We start from the raw sequence: 17,557 nt of genomic DNA on the forward strand, positions 1-17,557 counted from the left end.
CGACATTCCACCGACCGCCGGGAGACGAACCGTCTGAGTCCAGCCAGAGCCAGTCCCGGTGCGAGCGCCTTCTCCACCCGTGGCGGGCGGAGAAGGCGCTGCGGGATATCAGGTGTAGCTGCCCAGGTTGCAGCCGAACTCGTCAGGCTTCTGCATCAGCGGCGCGCCATCGACCACCTCGACCACGTTCCAGTAGTCGTCGTCGCTCTTCATGTCCTTGGGGTCCTTACCCTGGACGAGTACGACCGGTCGCACGCACTGATGGTCTTCCGGCCGATAGTGAACGTCGCCGACGAGTGAAGGGATGGTCTCACCCTTCTCGTATTGCTTGATGACGTCCGGCGGATAGAAGCTACCGGCCTGCGACACCATGCGCGCCCAATGAGCGAAGCTGACATAGGCATTTTCGGCGCCCCATTCCGGCCGATAACCGAACTTTTTCTGGAACGCGTCCACGAACTGCTTGGCGAGCGGATACTTGTCCTGCAGGGTCCACCAGAAATCGGTAGCGGCAAAAACGCCGGCTGTCAGTTCGGGGCCTACTTCCTTGGCAAGGAAGGGGATCTGGTAGGGGATGACCATCTTCATGCTCGGAGTCAGGCCGAACTGCTTGGCCTGCTGGATCGACAGCACCGCGTCGCGGCCCCAGTTGACGTTGACAATGAATTCGGCGCCCGAATTGGCGATGTTGGTCAGATACTGGCTGAAATCCTGGGTGCCTAGCGGCGAGACCTGGTCCGTCACCATCTCCCATCCACCCTGAGAGGTCAGGTAGTCGTTCACCGACTTGGTGACGGTGTGACCGTAAGTGTAGTCCGGCGTCATGAATGCCGCCTTCTTTCCCTTTCCGTAGGTCTTCAGAAGGATCGGGCCGATCGCGTTGGCTGCGGTCTGGCCGTAGAAGTTCTGGCGGAAGCCGTAGCGGACACAGTCCTTGCCTGTTGTGTCGTTTGAGCCGGAGATGCCCGCGACGTAGAGGATCTTCTCGCGCTGCGCGAATTTGTTGAGCGCAACCGCGACCGCCGATGAAGTCGAGCCAGTCATCAGGATGATGTTGTTTTGGTGGATGAAATTCTGCTCGAGCTCGACGGCCTGGTTCGGCTTGGCGGCGCTGTCGGCGGACAACAGCTCGACCTTCTTGCCGAGCAACCCCTTGTCGACTTTCGGCGCCAACGCCTTCATCAACTCATGGCCGTTGTTGATGTGGTCGACCGCCAGCTGCCAGCCCTTAAGTTCATCAGCACCCTGCACGGCATAGGCACCGGTAAGGGGCACCGCGGCTCCGATGTAGACGGTGTCGCCCGCCGACCCGGCCGGCCAGGTGCCTATCGCGGGCTTGTCGTCGGCTGCAAAAGCCGCAAAGCTGGATAAGGGCAGAACGGCACTACTGAGAAGACCTGCGCCCGCGTGCAGCATGGTGCGGCGGGATATATTGGAAGTATTTTGATCGTCGAGCGGCATCAGCTGTTCCTCCTTAGCGTGGAGCCGTCGGACGGCTCTCATTTGTTGTTCCCGCAAACCGGTTTTTTCCAGCGAAACGCTGAAAATGGCCTATTTGCATGGGCATTCGCAGTGGCGTAGGCCTGCCAGTCAATACAACTTTCGTTTGATAATTCTGTTCATTGATCTGGATTAATAAGCATAGGAAAGTTTCGTTGAAGGTCATGAACATTTGGAGCATGGCATGCCGCTGACCGGCCACCCGATCGTGACCCGACTGACACGTGCAATGAAGCTGGATTCGCTAGACATCAAACGTCTTGAGGCAATCTTCGAGCGCGATCTTACCATTCGGAAACGGGAGGAACTCGTCGTTCACGGCTCCGAGTTCCGAAACCTGTGCTTTGTTAAAGACGGCTACGCGATCCGCTACAGGTTGCTGCGCAGCGGCAGGCGGCAAATCCTGAAGCTCATCCTGCCCGGTGATGTCATTGGATTCCCGGTCAGCTTTTTCGATCGATCCACTTGTTCGGTCGTTGCCGTGAGCGAACTGACCTACGCCGTCTGCTCGTTCGACGCGTACATTCGTCTCTGCTACGAGCAGCCCCAATTCGGTCTGGTGTTAAGTTGGCTCGCCGCCCAAGAGGCAGCGACTTATGCGGAACACATCGTCAATCTAGGTCGGCGCACTCCGATTGAAAGGTTGGCGCACCTTTTGCTGGAGATTCACGCGCGTCTCCTGGAAGTCGAACGCGCCGACGAAGCAAGTTTCGATCTGCCGTTTTCACAGGAAATCATGGCGGACGCGCTCGGGTTGAGCGTGCCCCATCTCAATCGCATCATTCAGCAATTGCGCGCCGAACAGCTTATCACCAGCAACGCGCGCTTCATCGACTTGACTGATCTTGCGGGCCTTCGAAGACTGGCTCAGTACCAGCCGATGTCCCTCGTTCCGATCCCGGTGCTGAAGCAGCGGGAATGAAAAGCGTCCCGTCGATCATATTAGCACCCTGCGTGAATTCCTTCACATACAAATCTCACCCGCGGCGTACAAGAGATGACAGAGCAGGCAATTTAGTCTCTCTTTCGGACAGATCATAAAGAAAATAGCAAAGATCAAGCCCGAAGAGGAAGTTGGTTTTTAAACTAAGCCAATTTCGTTCTCATCACGAATTTTGTGATGCCATCAACCAAAGGAAGAGAAACATGTATAAGATCATTACAGCTGCGTCTGCATTCTTCATCCTCACGGTGCCTTCGTTCGCGATCGACTCGACCTTCGTCCACAGTCTGCGAGCCGACAATGGTGACTTCGAAGCCCCGGGTGACTTGAAGGGTCAACATTCATTGGCTTCAGAAGAAGCGGTGTATGGCTTCCCGACCGGGTCGATCGGATTGCCTAGTGGCGCTTCGAACTCCAAGTGCATGGGGGTCAGCCCACACCAGTACGATCCTGTCAGCCCGGACTGCCGGAATTGATCCAGATAAGAGCGGTGGCTAGCGCCACCGCTCTGCCTCCTTGAGCGGGTACCGACTGACCGACGGACTATTGAGAAAAGGCCCGACCATAGATCGCGCGACAGCCCGTGTTAGGTCCAATCGCCTGGGACGGCGTCAGGATGCTGAACGGAGGTTCCCAGTTCGTCGCCACGACAGGTGGAGGACTATCCCTTCATGCCGATCCGGTCTTCGTTGCGCAATCTAATTTCGCGGCTCTGATGCGCGCCGATTGCGAACGGCGACATCAGTCATCGTCCTGTGACTCGGCGATGTGACGAAGCGCACCGGCGTTCTTTATGCGCAGGCCACCACGCTTGATTGCGATAATCGAACGGTTGCGCCAATCGTTAAGCGTCTTGTTGACGGACTCGCGCGTGGCGCCCAGGAACTCCCCCAGTTCGGACTGGGAGATCGGTATCCAACCTGAGCCATCCGCCATAACGCCGGCCAAAAAGGCCAGTCGCTTTGCCAGCCTGGCCTCAATGCCGAAGAAAGCCTGATCGCCAAGTTCGCCGCTGACCCAACGCAGCCGTGCGCACAAAAGCTCAATCATGGCGCGTGCCAGAGGTGGGTTTTTTTCGATGCGATCGAAGAGCTGCTTCCGACCGAGCGAGGCCAGATCGCAAACGGTCAGGCAAGTGGCGGTTGCGGTGCGCGGGCGCCCGTCGAGCGCGCCGATCTCTCCGACCAAGCTGTGCGAAAGCTCGATATTGGCCACCAGCTTCCGGCCTCCCGGCGAATACATCGAGATCTCCACCGTCCCGCTCGTCACCCCGTAAATACGATCGGATGGATCTTCCTGGACGAAGAGGATCTGGCCCGCCGCGTGGCGTTCAACCTTGCAGCCGCTGAAAAGAAGATCGAACAGGCGCGGATCGATCCGTGCAAGGCGCGGGAGATCATTTCTTTCGTTCGCGCCGCCAAAAGCCATGTCGCCCCCAAGTTGCCGATCGGATACTCCAACGCAGGAGAGTATCTTAGATCTTGTCTTGCCGGCGCCTCAGCTCGGCCGCAATGATCGACTGATCCCTGCGTAACGAGAGGCGCCGTGCAGCCGCGAGTGCTTGCCGCCAAGTAGAGACGGCGCGGTCACCGCGCCCGTCCAGCCAATGGGCCACGCCGACCCACAGCCCATACTGAGCAGTGCCGACAGGAAACGCGCGGCGGTAACGCTTGAGCTCATGCAGCGCTTGGCGCTCCCAGTGGCGCCACTGGTCGTACTCGCGCGAGAGGCCTACCTCCCTGCCGCGCAGAAGCACTTCGCACACGCCGGCAATGCCGGGCAGTGTGCTGTGCACAGTCGGGCGACGCATCTCGCGCAGCAGGCGTAGCGTCTCGACCACAGCCCGAAGGCTCTCAGCATGGAGCCCGACCCGTGCAAGCGCGAGCGCAAGCGACCCTTTGGCGGAGACCAAGTCGGCGAGATCGGCGGATCCGACCATAGCGGACGTGGTCAGCCGAAGGATGTCGACCGCTTCACGGGGGCTATCCGTGTGGAGCACACACAACGACTTGCATCGGAGCGCCCAAATCTCTTGCTGGAGGTTTCCGCTGTTCTGCGCGCGGGAGAGCAGCGCCTGGGCGGTGTACTCCAGCGCACCCGATTCACCGCGGTAGTACATTGACCAGAAGCGCATGGCCTGGGCGTTGCACCAACTTAGTTGATCGCCCGCCTTTAGACACAGCTCTTGAGACTGATCCAGACGACGATCTACCATCAGCCAGTCGCAGCGGCCGATGCGCCAGAGCGCATCGAGATTACACAGGTGGGCATGGACCGCTGGATCGGCGAGCGCAGTCACCACCCGTTCTGCCCTTGCCATGAAGTAGTTGCAAGCGCGCCGGCGCCCCAGAATTCCCAGCCCGCATGCCAGTTGGGCGGACGCGATCACCATCTCCATGGTGAGCCCCGTGCGCTCCGCATGGGCGACAGCCGCGACGGTGTGGGAAAACGCTCGCGAAAAGCGAAGCTCGAAATAGTCCACGACCGCCGCCTGGTTAAGGCAGCGAGCTAGTTCTCGCTCCCAGGAGTCCAGCACACCACCCTGAGTTGACCATAGCGAAGGAGGGAACACTTGTTGGAACGCGAGCCGCATTCCACCCCCAAGCAGCCGCATCAAAAGGGCTGCCGAGGAACGTGGAACCGGCGTGCCCGCCAAGGTGAGGGCGCGCCTCACCGAAATGCCCTGAGCATGGAGGTCGCCACGACTGTAATGGGCCTCGCCGAGCTGCCTGCGCCAACGCACCGACTGAAGTCTTTGCTCAGCACTCCAAGGCTGCTTCGACTCGTATCTCAAGCAGATTTCCAGAAACGCCTCGACCTCTCGAAACGCACCGACCTGCAGCGCCTTGATTGCTGCCAAATTGGCATATCCAACTGCCTTGAAATTGTTTCCGGCGGCCTCAAAATGCTGAACGAGGGCCGCGACATCCGCGCCCATGGCGGCCGACTGGCTCGACTCGATCCAAGCGGCCAGAGCTGCATGAAGTCGCTGTCGCACTTCACTGGGAATTGAGCCATAAACGACGTCTCGGATTTGATCATGACGGAACTCGTAGTTCCCTGATCCAGTGCCCTGACGCACGAGATGCGCCGCCACGAGCGACTCGACAGCTGCACCCACACCGTCGTGATCCAACTCGCCCTCGAGCAACGTCGCCAGGGCCTCGCCGGTAAATGAACGCCCGATCACGGCCGCAGCCCTGAGAACGTGCTGGACTGAGGTCTCCAATCGATCAACGCGCTCCCGAATGACCCGATCGACACCTTCGAAATATCGAAGGCTCTCGAGCGGGCGGATCGGACACCACAAACCATCGCGTATGGCGATGAGCCCCTGGCTCTTTAATGTCAGCGCTATCTCCTCGGCGAAAAACGGATTGCCACCGGCTAAGGCCGAGACCCGGCGCGCCAGTTCGCCATGTGGGGGCACATCCCCGAGCGTGCGGGCGACCAGTTCGCAAATCGACGCCTCGCTGAGTTCCTCAAGATCCAGGATACGACACAGGCGCGCGGGATCGTCAGGTTCCGTTCCGGATGTATTCCTTCTTGTGGCCTCGGCTCGCCTTCGTAGGTTTTTTAACTCCTCCGGAACTTCGTCCGAGCGTACGCACAGGACCAGAAGCAACGAGGACAGAGATGAGAGAACCCACTCGACGAGGCGCCACGATGCCGAATCCAGCCACTGACTGTCCTCCAGGACCAATGCCAACGGGCGCGGTGCCAAGTTATCCATGAGATCACCCAAAAGACGCATGGTGGCATCAGCGCGATGAGGTCCCTCCAGATGTCGCGTCCCGTCGTTTTGGGGAATTTCGATGCTCAGAACATCACCTAGCAAGGGCAGTCGCCCAACGAGCGACGAGTTGCCTTGAACCCGTTGTGTGACGACATCAAGCACCGCAAATCCATCGCTGTCGGACGGTAGGCCGAGAAGGGACACAAGCACCCGCCGCCATGGCAGGAGCGATGTCCGGCGATCGTCACGTTCGGCGCGCGCGGTCAAAACCTCGATTGCGGTTGAGCGCAGTTCGTCCGTGAAAGCTCTGATCAAAGCGGTTTTTCCAATGCCCGACTCACCCAAGACAACGAGCAAACGCCTGCCTCCACGGCGGGTCTCCTCGAACGTACGTTTCAGGAACTCCAGCTCGCTCTGCCGACCAATCAGCGGACTAAGAGGTTGGACCGGGGCGCGCGGATCCATGGGACAAAATACCGTTGCCATGTCCCCAAGTCCGTCCAGTTGCAACGTGCCGTGTTCTTCGAACCAAAACGCCGTCCGGCTGGCTCGCTCTGTTGGTGCATCGCAGAGAACGTTTGCCGATGCCGCCGTCATAAGCCGCGCCGCCCGATTCACGGGCGCGCCGATCACCATCAGCTGGCGCCGGCGTGCGCTTCCGACAACACTAAAAAGCGCATCGCCGGTAGCCACGCCCATCGACGCGGAGAGGCCCAAGCGTTGGGCCGTCAGACGGATCGCGCGAGCAGCATCGACGGCACGGCAAGGATCGTCGCGGTGGAAACTGCCTCGCGCTCCGAACGTCGCAAAGAAAATCAGACCTTTGTCGTCGAAGAGCAACTCGCCGGCCGGCCCACCGCGCGAACGCAGATCCTCCTGGAGGGTCGCGCATAGCAATTGATAGCGCGCAAGCGCCTGAGGTTGACGATGGTCAAGTCCGGCAATTCGCGCGAAAAGGGCGGTGATCGGCCTAATCTCCGCCAGGGCGTCTAAGCGGGCGGTCGTTGGACGATCTTCTTCGGAACGGATGGCAACGGCGCTGTCCGCGGCAACTGAGCGCAAGTCGGCTTCGGACAGCAGGTCCCTGAGCTGCAAAGGCAAAAACCTTGCCAGCCAGCCCGGAGGCGGAGAAGCCAGCGTAGGCCGACTGCGCCGCGATTGAGACGGCTGCGCAAGGGCCAAGTTGGCTTTGTCGGAAAGTACATATTCCCATCGGCGCGCAGCCGCTTGGGACTGAGCGGCCTGCATGATGGCATCTCCGCCTGCAAAGAGAGTCCAGACCGGCTGACCGCCTAAAGCCGCCGCCCAGAGGGCCCCCGCCCCTACTCCAACATGCAGCGCGGGTGCGATTTCAGCTGTTCCGTCCTCCAAACGCTCGTTCTGGCCGCCGCAGATTGCCTTGGCACAGGCTGTCGCCGCTCGCACCGCGCTTTCAAGTCCGCGGACATCCGCCGACCAGTAGGCTAGCAGTTCGTCGCCAGCGAGGTACAAAATCTCGCCTCCACGATTGTATACTTGCTCTACGCATCGCGCGTAGGAGTGACTAAGCAGGCTCGGGATTCTTTCAAGTCCTTCTTGCCCCCGTCGTGCTAGTTGCTCGACCAAGGCCGTGTATCTGGACACATCGACAAACACCACTGCAGCCGGGAATTCGACGGCTACTGGGCCATCCGCTCGAAGTGCGTGAATTCTACCGAGTAATTCCAGCGGCAGAAAACTCTCAAGTAGCTCGCAAGTACCCTCCATGGGTTCCTTCCCGCAGCCGTGCCCATGGTTTCAGGGCAGAGAAAGGCACCGCCGACCGCGCACTTACTAAAGGGAATGAATATCGCCCCGATAGATTGCGTGACTTCCTGACGTTACACCAAATTTCGTATATGATTGATATCTAAATTAGGGAGGACGCATTGCCTGTACACATCAAGGCAGCGCCGGAGCCGCCACGTGCGACGGCTTGGCTCTCGCACCGACTCGAGACATTGGTCCACGATTTTCCGCAGATCGCCGATAGGGAAAGGACAACCGTCAAGGGCGGATATGACTTTGATGTTGCCATCGTTGGCAGCGGCTATGGCGGCTCGGTGGCTGCCGCCGAATTGAGCGCCTGCAAGGATGTGCAAGGCCAATCTTTAAAAATCTGCGTACTGGAACGCGGCAAGGAGTACCTGGCCGGAATGTTCCCTTCGCGATTGGCCGATCTGGGCGGCCACGTCCGCTTTGCCACCCCCTTTGCGAAACGCCAACGCGGCGTGTTCGATGGTCTTTACGACTTGCGCTGCAGCGACGACGCGGTAGCTCTCGTCGCGTGTGGCTTGGGTGGAGGCTCATTAATTAACGCCGGCGTGATGGAGATGCCGCTGCCGGAGATTTTCCGGGAAGCACGCTGGCCCACCAAAATCCGCAGAGATACGACGCTCACAGAGACGGCTAAACGGCTGGGCGATTGGCTGGGAGCCAAGCCGATACGTGTCACCAAGCCTTTCCTGGCCAAGTCCGAAGCAATTAGAAATTTGGCTGGTGGCAAAGCACGACCCGCTCACATAACCGTCGCTTCCGATTGCCACACCAACCACGCCGGGGTCGCGATGAGCGAATGTCGCCGTTGCGGCGACTGCGCCACTGGTTGCAACTACAATGCCAAAGAATCCCTCGACCTGAATTTGTTGCGGCTGGCTCGACAAAGCGGAGTACGAATCGTCACTGGCGCCACCGTCTTGCGCGTTTTGCGCGCGGGCGAAGGATGGCAGTTGGACGTCAATCACACCGATGGCCATCTACGCGACAACCAGCGGAACCCGTTCGCGCTGCTGGCGAGGCGCGTGATCCTTGCAGCAGGCACATTCGGCTCGACGGAAATTTTGATGCGCTCGCAAATCCGCGGGATAAAGTTCTCCGATCAGCTGGGAGGCAAGTTCTCCGCCAATGGTGACATGCTCGTCGTTGCCCATGATTTGGCGGCAAGGGTGAATGGCGTCGCTGATGAAACCGAGGATCCGGCCCCAAACACCAAAAGCGAGGATTGCGGTCGCGCGGTCGGCCCGACAATAACCGCAATGATCGATCTGCGCGACGGCAACGCGGCTACTGACTTGGTAATCCAGGATCTTGCCGTACCGGGACCGCTGCGCCGCCTGTTTGAGGAAAGCGCCACCACATTCGATGTGCTCAATCGCGTCGCCGATGGCGACTGGGCGAAGCATGAGCCGGATCCTTCACGAGTAGACGACGCAGCCGTCAATCCTGCCGCCATCACCAACTCCCTGGTGCTGGCCATGATCGGCCGCGACGACGCGGAGGGAGCACTTGCGCTAGGGCCCTCGATGCAAAACAGCGCCGATGAGATGCAAGGCGATCCTGAAAAAATGCGCGCCGACGGGATGCAAAAGGATGCTGAAAAATTGCGCGCCGACGGGATGCTCACGGTGCGCTGGCCGGAGTTGCGACTGGACCCCCGGCTGGAGAACCATCATGCGCGCCTTGGCAAGTTGCTTCGAGAGTCTGGATTGGGCGGACGGCTGGTGAACAACCTGTTGTGGCGACCTTTGTCCGACAGGCTCGAAGCCGTGTTCGGTCGCCAACGCGGGCCACTGCTGACGGTGCATCCCCTTGGGGGCTGCGCCATGGGTGACGACGTTCGCCAAGGCGTGACCGATCATTGCGGCCGCGTGTTCGATGCCGCCGCGGTCGGCCTCAGACGCACTCACGAAGGGTTGATCGTGCTCGATGGCTCGGTCGTGCCCACGTCGCTGGGCATCAATCCCGCCTTGACCATAGCCGTTCTGGCATTGCGAGCGATCACCGAGCTCAAGGGGGAATGGCAACTCAGTGGCGGCCGTTTGATCAACGCCCCCTTGCCTGGGAACTCTCGTGGCGAAACGCGGCCGATATATTCCACGCCGCGGACGAACCCTGCGCCTACGCCTACCAGCATCGAACTGACCGAACAGGTGCGCGGCAAGGTCCCTCTGGCTATGCGCGGCAACGGTGTGAAACCACACATGGTCGAACTGACGCTAACCACCAAGCCGGTGGTGCTCACCGATCTCTACGCGCTGCAAACGCCCCGTGGACGGTGTTTGCCGATTGCCCATGGTCGGCTGCGCATTCTGCGTGCAGGAAAGGAGTTCGACCCCATTGCAGATCAGGCCTATGAAAGCCATGTTGCGCTCGAGGCGGAGATCTCGGGATCGCTCCACCTGTTCGATCTGGAAAAATCGCGCCCCGTGCCCCGAATGCTGCGCGCTATCCTTGCGTGGGCGCTCAACCGCGGGATGCGCGACTTTGCTTACCGCTTGGTCCGCCAGGGCCAGGAATGGTTGCGTTTCACGCCGCCTAGCGGAGGGGCATCCCATCTCAGACTGCTCGACATTCTGCACCTGTGCTCGCGTGCGGGCGGGGTCCGCCTGATCGAATACGATTTGCACATCGACAAGGTTGTCGAGCCGGAAGATCTCGGCACGGGCGCGAGGTTCGACAGCTCTCTGTTCACGCAGAAGAAAATCAGAGCGGTGAAGCGGCTCACCTATGCGCGCGGCGCCAGCCCTTGGCAGCAATTGATGGAGATGTCGGTCGAAGTTTTCCCGCAGATGAGCAAGACCGTCATTGGCAAGAAGCTACCGTCGCTAGAGCTAAACAAACGATACCTGGCGCGGCAATCGGTGCCTCTGCTGCGGATAGTGGGGCAGCAAGACCGTGTCGCGGCACTGGCAGATCTGGCCTCTTTCATACTCTACGGTTTTCGCGTCGTGCTTCAGATACATGCACTGAGTTTTCGCCGCCCCGACCCGCCATCTGCGCGTGAACCACAACGGTTGCCCGGGGCGGTGCCGGGCTTACCTGCGCCCCAAATCGACTGGTTGACCTTGAAAGGTCAGCTCAGCCCGCCGATCCGCATTCGCCTGGCCCGCTATGACGGCAGTTCCGCAAAGGTGATCGAGAAGGGCGTCCCGAAACGCCCCGTCTTGCTCATCCATGGTTACAGTGCGAGCGGCACCACATTTGCTCATGCTGCCGTACCCGGCAACCTCGCTCAATCGCTGTGTGATGCTGGGCGCGATGTCTGGGTGCTCGATATGCGATCGAGTTCAGGCCTGACTACCGCCACAGGCGGTTGGTCTTTTGAGGAGATGGCGGAGAATGACATTCCGATCGCCGTCCAACACGTGCTGGCTGCGACAGGGCAGGAAAGGCTCGATGTCGTCTGCCATTGCATGGGCGCGGCAATGTTCAGCATGGCAGTGCTTGGCGAGCATGATCGAAGGAATTTGCACAATAAGATCGGGCGCGTGGTGTTTTCGCAAGTCGGCCCGGCAATGCTGTTGAGTTCGGCAAATGTGCTCGCCGCATATGTGATGCGATATGTACGTTATTTTCTTCAACTTGAAGACTATGTGTTTAGTCCGCATGGCGATATCTCGCTCGCCGGTCAATTGCTCGACAGAGCGCTCTCGGCAATGTGGCTGCCGTCCGACGAGTATCGGCGCGAGAATCCCCTCTGGCCCCCAGGCAAAGCGACGCCTTGGGTCGGCACAAGACATCGGATGGACGCGCTCTATGCACGCACCTTCTCGCTCAACAATCTCTCTGACCTCGTACTCGACCACATCGACGATTTTTTCGGCCCGCTCAGCGTCGAGACAGTCTCGCAGGTCATACATTTTGCTGGCTTCAACACCGTGACCGATCGCGCCGGCATAAATCGCTATGTGCTGCCGGACCGGGTGAGGGATCGACTGAGATTCCCGATGATGTCGATCCATGGAGCGGAAAACGGTTTGGTCGCCCCCTCAACGCTAAGACTGATGCGAAATATGCTCAAAGGGGCCGGCGTGCCGCATTTGAACTCATCTCTGCATGCGGTCGAGGCGGTGCAATCGGAGGAAGAAATCAGGGATCTTATTGACAAAAGCGGCCAGTTCCTGGCGCTCGGCCAACCGTCCTACCTGACCTGGTGCATTGCCGGCCACGGTCATCAGGATTGCCTGATCGGCAAAGACGCCTCGTCGATCTGCGGCGTTATAGCGAAATACCTAGGAATGCCGGATATCTCCGATATGCCGGGGCCCTTGGAGGAAAAGCCATGACGCATTCTCTCCCCTCTGAAGCCAGGGCGCCCGCCTTCGGGGTGCGCGTAGAGGTCGAGGCGGGCAAGATCCTGGTGCAAGCGGCCGATAGCGGAGGGCGGGGCTTGCCTCATGCAGCTTTCATTGTTCCCGTCTACGCAAAGGGCGACCGCCTGCACATGATCGGTCCGCCGGTTACGAGCCGCGGCGACGAGAAAGGACAGAGCGACGATAGCCTCTATAATAGTCTTCCGCATTACTATATTAAGCAACCCGCATCTCCTTACGTATTTGAAGTTCCGCTCCATGAGTGGCCTGAAGCGCAGCAGGTACTGGTCTTGCTGCTGTACGTTCAGGCGCAGGGTATTGGCGGCTTGGCTCGGTTACCGAAACTGCCCGACGCGGCGGGATCACCACCTGAAATCCTCGACACAGGTTCGCATGCCAAGAACGCGGTGAAGAGGGCCGCCGAGGCTATTCGGTATGCGCTCGAGACTGACACATTGGATGATTTGCGAGGTGGCCTGATCGTCGGCAGGCCTGGAAGGTCGCACAGAAGCCATCGGCACAAGAGCGATGCCCGCGCGGTATCGAACCTTTCATTCGCTCTCGCAAGTTGCCAATACCCCAGTGATTTCCTCGACCACATGCCCGACGGTCAGCATGCGACACGAGGGCCCGCGGATGCGTCTCTGCTCGCGCTCGGCGATCTACTGGGCAAACCCGGCGCCCCAACGTTGCTGCTGCTGGCCGGCGATCAGGTATATATCGACGCTACGGCAGGGCTTTTCGACCCTAAGGTAGTCAACGACCGATTCCGAATACCCTACGAACGCCGGGGCCAGAGCCGCGGTGTGAAGGCGGTGATGCAGCGCTTGGACATGGCGGTTGAAATGATGCTGGACGATCATGAGATTCGCGACAATTGGGCAAAAGACCCTGACCCGGCGATGCGCAAGAATGATATCGTCATAAAGCCTGGGAAGCTGGCTTACTTCAGGTACGAACGTGGCAAGACCGAGGTGCTGGAAAAGCGCCTGCCGGCACACATCTGGCGAGACGATTTAACCCACAACGGTATGCCATTCTTCCTTTGCGACACGCGCACCGAACGTCAAGGACGGACGGTTTCGAACTGGTGCGAAGCGCGGATCATGGGTTCAACGCAATTCGCCAAACTTTGTGAATGGCTTACCAAGCCTGAACACACCGAAATGCCCAAATTTGTTCTCACATCCTCGGCAGTGCTGCCGCGGCGGCGGGAGGTGGCCGAGGCCCCCACTTGTGCCTTGCGTTCGGACGCGTGGGATGGATACCCGTTTTCCTTACATAAACTGCTCAGGTTCGTGTGCAACAAGGAAATAAAGGGACTGGTATTCCTGTCGGGTGACGAGCACGTGAGCAGCCTGGTCACCGCTCGTGTAACAAACAGCAAAACCGGCAAGCAGAGCATCCTGCATTGTATCCACAGTTCGGCGCTGTACGCGCCATATCCGTTTGCGAACGGAACTGCCGACAATTTCCAGGCCAATGAGACTTTTTGCTTTCCCGATCCCGATCCTGAGCAGGGGCCGTATTGTTGCGAGGTGCAGACAAGTTTCGCCCCTGGCGACGGTTTCGCGCTTGTAACGACATGCCGCCGCCGTTCGCATTGGCGTCTGGATGTCAAGTTCCACGACAGCGGGGGGCTCAAGGAGAACGGAACCTTCACGCGCGACCTAGAGTAATAGCTGCGCGTGAAATAAGGCTTCACTCAGTTTTTCTCACTATACCAAGCGGCCCGCGCTCGATCAGGCGCGGCGGCAGCTATTTATCCCGAGATAATCGTCTCTGAGGCCGCATGTCCAAACGATCGCCTGCCCTTTGCATGAGCCTGTGTAGCCGCTCCCCATAAGGAAACGTCGCCATGAAGCGAAAACGCTTGGCCGGCAATCGGTCTCCTCAATCGACAATGGTGGCGGACAGGGTCCGCCACCATTGTGATAACAGGCCACGATAGAGGCCTGCCCGGATTATTTCCCGGCGGCAGCCGCATTCTTTACCCAGCCATCGAACTCCGACTGATTTGCGGCAATCCAGTCGTTGGCGATCTTCTTGATCTCGGCGTCGGTCTTGTTGCCGGCCCCCAGATCGCCTTCCCACTGGCTCCAGATGTCCAGCGACCATTTCGCTTGTTCGATGAATTTCTTGGCCGCCGGATTGTCAGCCAGGAACTTCTTGTTGGCGAGCGTGCGCCAGTTCCATGGGCCAACCGCCATGCGGCATGGGTTCTGCCCCCCCGCACAGCCAACCACGTCCTTGACCTCGTGCGTCTTCGGTTTCGATACGCCCTCGGGAAGAGCGTCATACGGGATCGGCAGCCACACCACGTCCTTGCCGGGCTTCAGCCGATAGACGATCCAGGATGGGCTCCAGGTGTAAAGAAGGATCGGCTCTCCTCGGTCGGCCCGTGCAAAGACCTCGCCGATCAGCGGCTCGTATTTGGCGCGGATGGAGCGCACCGTATCGCTCAAGCCGAACTCCTTGACCTGGAAATCGACGACGTCACCGCACTTCCAAGCGGGATCGCAATTCACCAGATTGGCTTTTCCGTCACCGTCGGTGTCGAACAAGGCGGCGATCTTCGGGTCCTTCAGTTGCGAGACATTGGTGATGTTGTTGGCTTCGGCTGTCTTCTTGTCGATCATGTAGCCGTTGATGCCGCCGCCCGCGATCGTGCCTTCATTGATCAGTTCGACCGTATCCGAGATCTGTGCGATGGCGGGCTCGGCCTGCGGCCAGTTGATGTCGCCGGTCATGTCGAGGTCGTCCTGCGAAATGGCCTGCAGGATCGCCGACATGTTCATGGTCGACAACTTTACGTCGTAACCGAGTTTCTCGAGGCCCGCTATCAGGACCTGGTCCTGAATATAGTTGGCGCCCAGGCTGTCGGAGGACGTGAAACGAATGGTCTTGCCTTCGCCAGGCTTATCCTGCGCAAAACTCTGCCCACCCATCATGGTTGCTGCAACAGCCATGGCGCAGGCCAGTCTCAGCCCTTTGCGGTATCGATAATTCGCCGACATGTATTCTCCCCTTGTTGTGATATTTGTTGCGTCGTTCCGCCTGATCGAGACGGTGTTCAAACCTGCTGGTGGTTCGTTTCGAAACTCCCCGCTTCCTCATTTCTGGGACGCAGCAACTGAGCCAGGGCGGCCCGGATGCCCCGGGTTGGTCCGGCCTTGTCCTGGTTGGCCAGGCCCTGCGTGATGCGATCGAGGATCATGGCTAGCAGGACGATGGCGATGCCGCCGACGGCAGCCATGCCGACATCGAGACGTCCCAGCCCCTGCAGGACCACAAGTCCGAGCCCTTCGGCCCCGATCATGGATACGATCACCGACATGACCATAGCCATCAGTACTGTCTGGTTGAGGCCGCCCAGAATGGTTGGCAAGGCCAATGGAAGTTGGACTTCCCAGAGAAGTTGGCGATCGGTGGCACCGAAGGCCCGCCCCGCCTCGACCATCTCCTTGTCGACAAGACGAATCCCGAGATTGGTGAAGCGGATCAGCGGCGATATCGCCGCCACGATGACCGCGACTGCCCCAGGCACCGTTCCGACGCCGAACAGCATGACCACCGGGACCAGGTAGACGAAGCTGGGCGTCGTCTGCATGACATCGAGCACCGGCCGCACGATGGTCCAGGCGCGATCGTGGCGCGCGCACAGGATTCCGATTGGAATGCCAAGAATGACGCACACCACGATTGCCGTGGCGATGAGCGACAGGGTGGTAATCGCTTCCGCCCACAGGCCCATGAAGGCAATCAGGGTCAGCGAAAGCAGCGTGAATATAGCCACGCCACGCGATGCGGAGCGCCATGCGATGAGGGCAAAGATCCCGATCAGGATTGGAAACGGAATGGCATGGAGTCCATGGTCGATCGCGGTCAGAAGGGTCTCGACGGGCCACTTGATGGTCTGGAAAAGCGGCCGGAAATGCATTGCCAGCCAGCGGACGCCGACCTGGATCCACTGGTCCAGCGGGATGACATAGAGATTATCGACATCCAGCATGATCAGGCCTCCGCTCCCCGGGATTGCGAGGAAGCCGCCGCCGGAGCGCCAATGCGGGACAGGATCTGGAGTGGATCGACACGCCCCAAATATCGGCCGCCCTCGTCAACAACGGCTATCGGCCGGTCTCGATGGCACAGGCTGGCCACCACCGACAGCTTTTCCGTGCCGCATACCGTCTCATAGTCCTTGCTCATCAATGATTGGATCGCCGAACCATCGGCGAGGCGTGGCAACTGGCGTGGTCCGACGACACCCACGACCTGCATCGAATCGTCGACGATGAACACCGGTTCGCCATCGGCATCGCGGCCGCCGGACGCACGTCCGTCTAGCCGGAGCGGGCTGCTTTCCACCATCACGGAACTCGCATCGAACAGATGGGCCCGGTTGACGTCGCGGGTGAAGGCTGCGACGTAGTCATTGCCGGGCTTGGTCACGATGTCCTGCGGAACGCCTTCGCGCATCACCATTCCATCCGCCATGATGGCGACCCTGCTTCCGAGCTTCAGCGCCTCCTGGAAATCATGCGTGATGAACAGGATGGTCTTGTGGAAAGTCCTGTGCAGGCGCAGCAGTTCGTCCTGCATTTCGCTGCGGATGAGTGGGTCCAGCGCGCTGAAAGCCTCGTCCATGATCAGGACATCGGCATCCGTGGCGAGTGCGCGGGCCAATCCGACGCGCTGACGCATGCCGCCGCTCAGCGTACCGGGAAGATGATTTGCCCACGAAGCCAGCCCGACGACCTCCAGCACCTCCATCACCTTCTTCCTGCGCGCGGCGGCTGGCACACCGCGCAGTTTCAGGCCGAACTCGGCATTCTCCAACACAGTTCTGTTCGGCAACAGGCCGAAGTGCTGGAACACCATGGAGATACGCGTCCGGCGGATTTCGCGCAGCCGCGCTTCGCTGGCGCCGGTGATCTCCTCGCCATCGATAAGGATGCGCCCTGCATTCGGCTCGATGAGGCGATTGATGCATCGCGCAAGCGTCGACTTACCGGAGCCGGACAAGCCCATGATCATGTAAATCGAACCGACGGGAACGGACAGCGACACGTCGCTCAAGCCGACGACCTGCCCGGTCTTCTGGAGCACAGCTTCCTTTGTCTCGCCAGACTTCAGCATGGCCAAAGCCGATTCCGGCGATCTGCCGAAAATCTTGTACACGCCCTCGACCGTTATGCGATCCGTCACACCTGTCCTCCACTCCTGGCCTGGCGGACGATAGTCAGCACATTCCAGAGCCACGATCCC

At 59.7% G+C, this 17,557-nt stretch carries 10 protein-coding genes; 4 read left to right on the forward strand and 6 right to left on the reverse strand.

Annotated features, from left to right (window positions below; all coding sequences use genetic code 11):
* Positions 1-108: 108 nt before the first annotated feature.
* Positions 109-1,461, reverse strand: coding sequence for a substrate-binding protein (locus FJ959_RS27020; protein ID WP_140513453.1), 1,353 nt, complete (start codon positions 1,459-1,461; stop codon positions 109-111).
* Positions 1,462-1,684: 223 nt separating this feature from the next.
* Here FJ959_RS27020 and FJ959_RS27025 point away from each other — a divergent pair, with 223 nt between their 5' ends.
* Together FJ959_RS27025 and FJ959_RS27030 are read left to right on the forward strand one after the other, a co-directional pair.
* Entirely contained in the window at positions 1,685-2,422 is a 738-nt protein-coding gene (locus tag FJ959_RS27025; RefSeq protein ID WP_140498481.1) for a Crp/Fnr family transcriptional regulator, read from the forward strand.
* A gap of 224 nt (positions 2,423-2,646) precedes the next feature.
* Positions 2,647-2,919 carry a hypothetical protein gene (locus FJ959_RS27030; protein WP_140513451.1) on the forward strand — a complete coding sequence of 91 codons (273 nt, stop codon included), beginning with the start codon at positions 2,647-2,649 and terminating at the stop codon, positions 2,917-2,919.
* Between the two features lie 265 nt (positions 2,920-3,184).
* On the opposite strand, the gene FJ959_RS27035 is transcribed toward FJ959_RS27030, so the two are convergent.
* Both FJ959_RS27035 and FJ959_RS27040 read right to left on the reverse strand, forming a co-directional pair.
* Positions 3,185-3,871 (reverse strand): Crp/Fnr family transcriptional regulator, encoded by a 687-nt coding sequence (locus tag FJ959_RS27035; RefSeq protein WP_140513449.1) that lies wholly within the window; start codon positions 3,869-3,871, stop codon positions 3,185-3,187.
* 46 nt (positions 3,872-3,917) lie between these two features.
* Positions 3,918-7,670: an adenylate/guanylate cyclase domain-containing protein gene (locus FJ959_RS27040; protein ID WP_181169654.1), complete on the reverse strand. Its 3,753-nt coding sequence runs from the start codon at positions 7,668-7,670 to the stop codon at positions 3,918-3,920.
* 416 nt (positions 7,671-8,086) lie between these two features.
* On the opposite strand from FJ959_RS27040, the gene FJ959_RS27045 reads away from it, so the two are divergent.
* Entirely contained in the window at positions 8,087-12,262 is a 4,176-nt protein-coding gene (locus FJ959_RS27045) for a GMC oxidoreductase (protein ID WP_140633066.1), read from the forward strand.
* Complete coding sequence (locus FJ959_RS27050; protein WP_140525292.1) at positions 12,259-13,968, forward strand: alkaline phosphatase D family protein; 1,710 nt, start codon at positions 12,259-12,261, stop codon at positions 13,966-13,968. The genes FJ959_RS27045 and FJ959_RS27050 overlap by 4 nt, the downstream gene beginning before the upstream one ends.
* A 285-nt stretch (positions 13,969-14,253) precedes the next feature.
* Here FJ959_RS27050 and proX read toward each other — a convergent pair whose 3' ends face one another.
* Genes proX through FJ959_RS27065 form a run of 3 tightly spaced genes read right to left on the reverse strand, consistent with a single transcriptional unit; the run spans position 14,254 to position 17,497 of the window.
* On the reverse strand, positions 14,254-15,306 hold the full coding sequence (proX, locus tag FJ959_RS27055; RefSeq protein WP_224519139.1) for a glycine betaine/L-proline ABC transporter substrate-binding protein ProX: 1,053 nt from the start codon (positions 15,304-15,306) through the stop codon (positions 14,254-14,256).
* A 56-nt stretch (positions 15,307-15,362) separates the two neighbouring features.
* The gene (locus tag FJ959_RS27060; RefSeq protein WP_140498487.1) at positions 15,363-16,301 is read right to left on the reverse strand and encodes a proline/glycine betaine ABC transporter permease; all 939 of its coding nucleotides are present in this window, start codon (positions 16,299-16,301) and stop codon (positions 15,363-15,365) included.
* A gap of 2 nt (positions 16,302-16,303) precedes the next feature.
* A complete protein-coding gene (locus FJ959_RS27065) occupies positions 16,304-17,497 on the reverse strand; it encodes a glycine betaine/L-proline ABC transporter ATP-binding protein (protein WP_140525291.1) in 1,194 nt (397 codons plus the stop codon).
* Positions 17,498-17,557: the final 60 nt, after the last annotated feature.

This window comes from Mesorhizobium sp. B2-2-4 (genome assembly GCF_006442375.1).
In the GTDB taxonomy this organism is placed as follows: domain Bacteria; phylum Pseudomonadota; class Alphaproteobacteria; order Rhizobiales; family Rhizobiaceae; genus Mesorhizobium.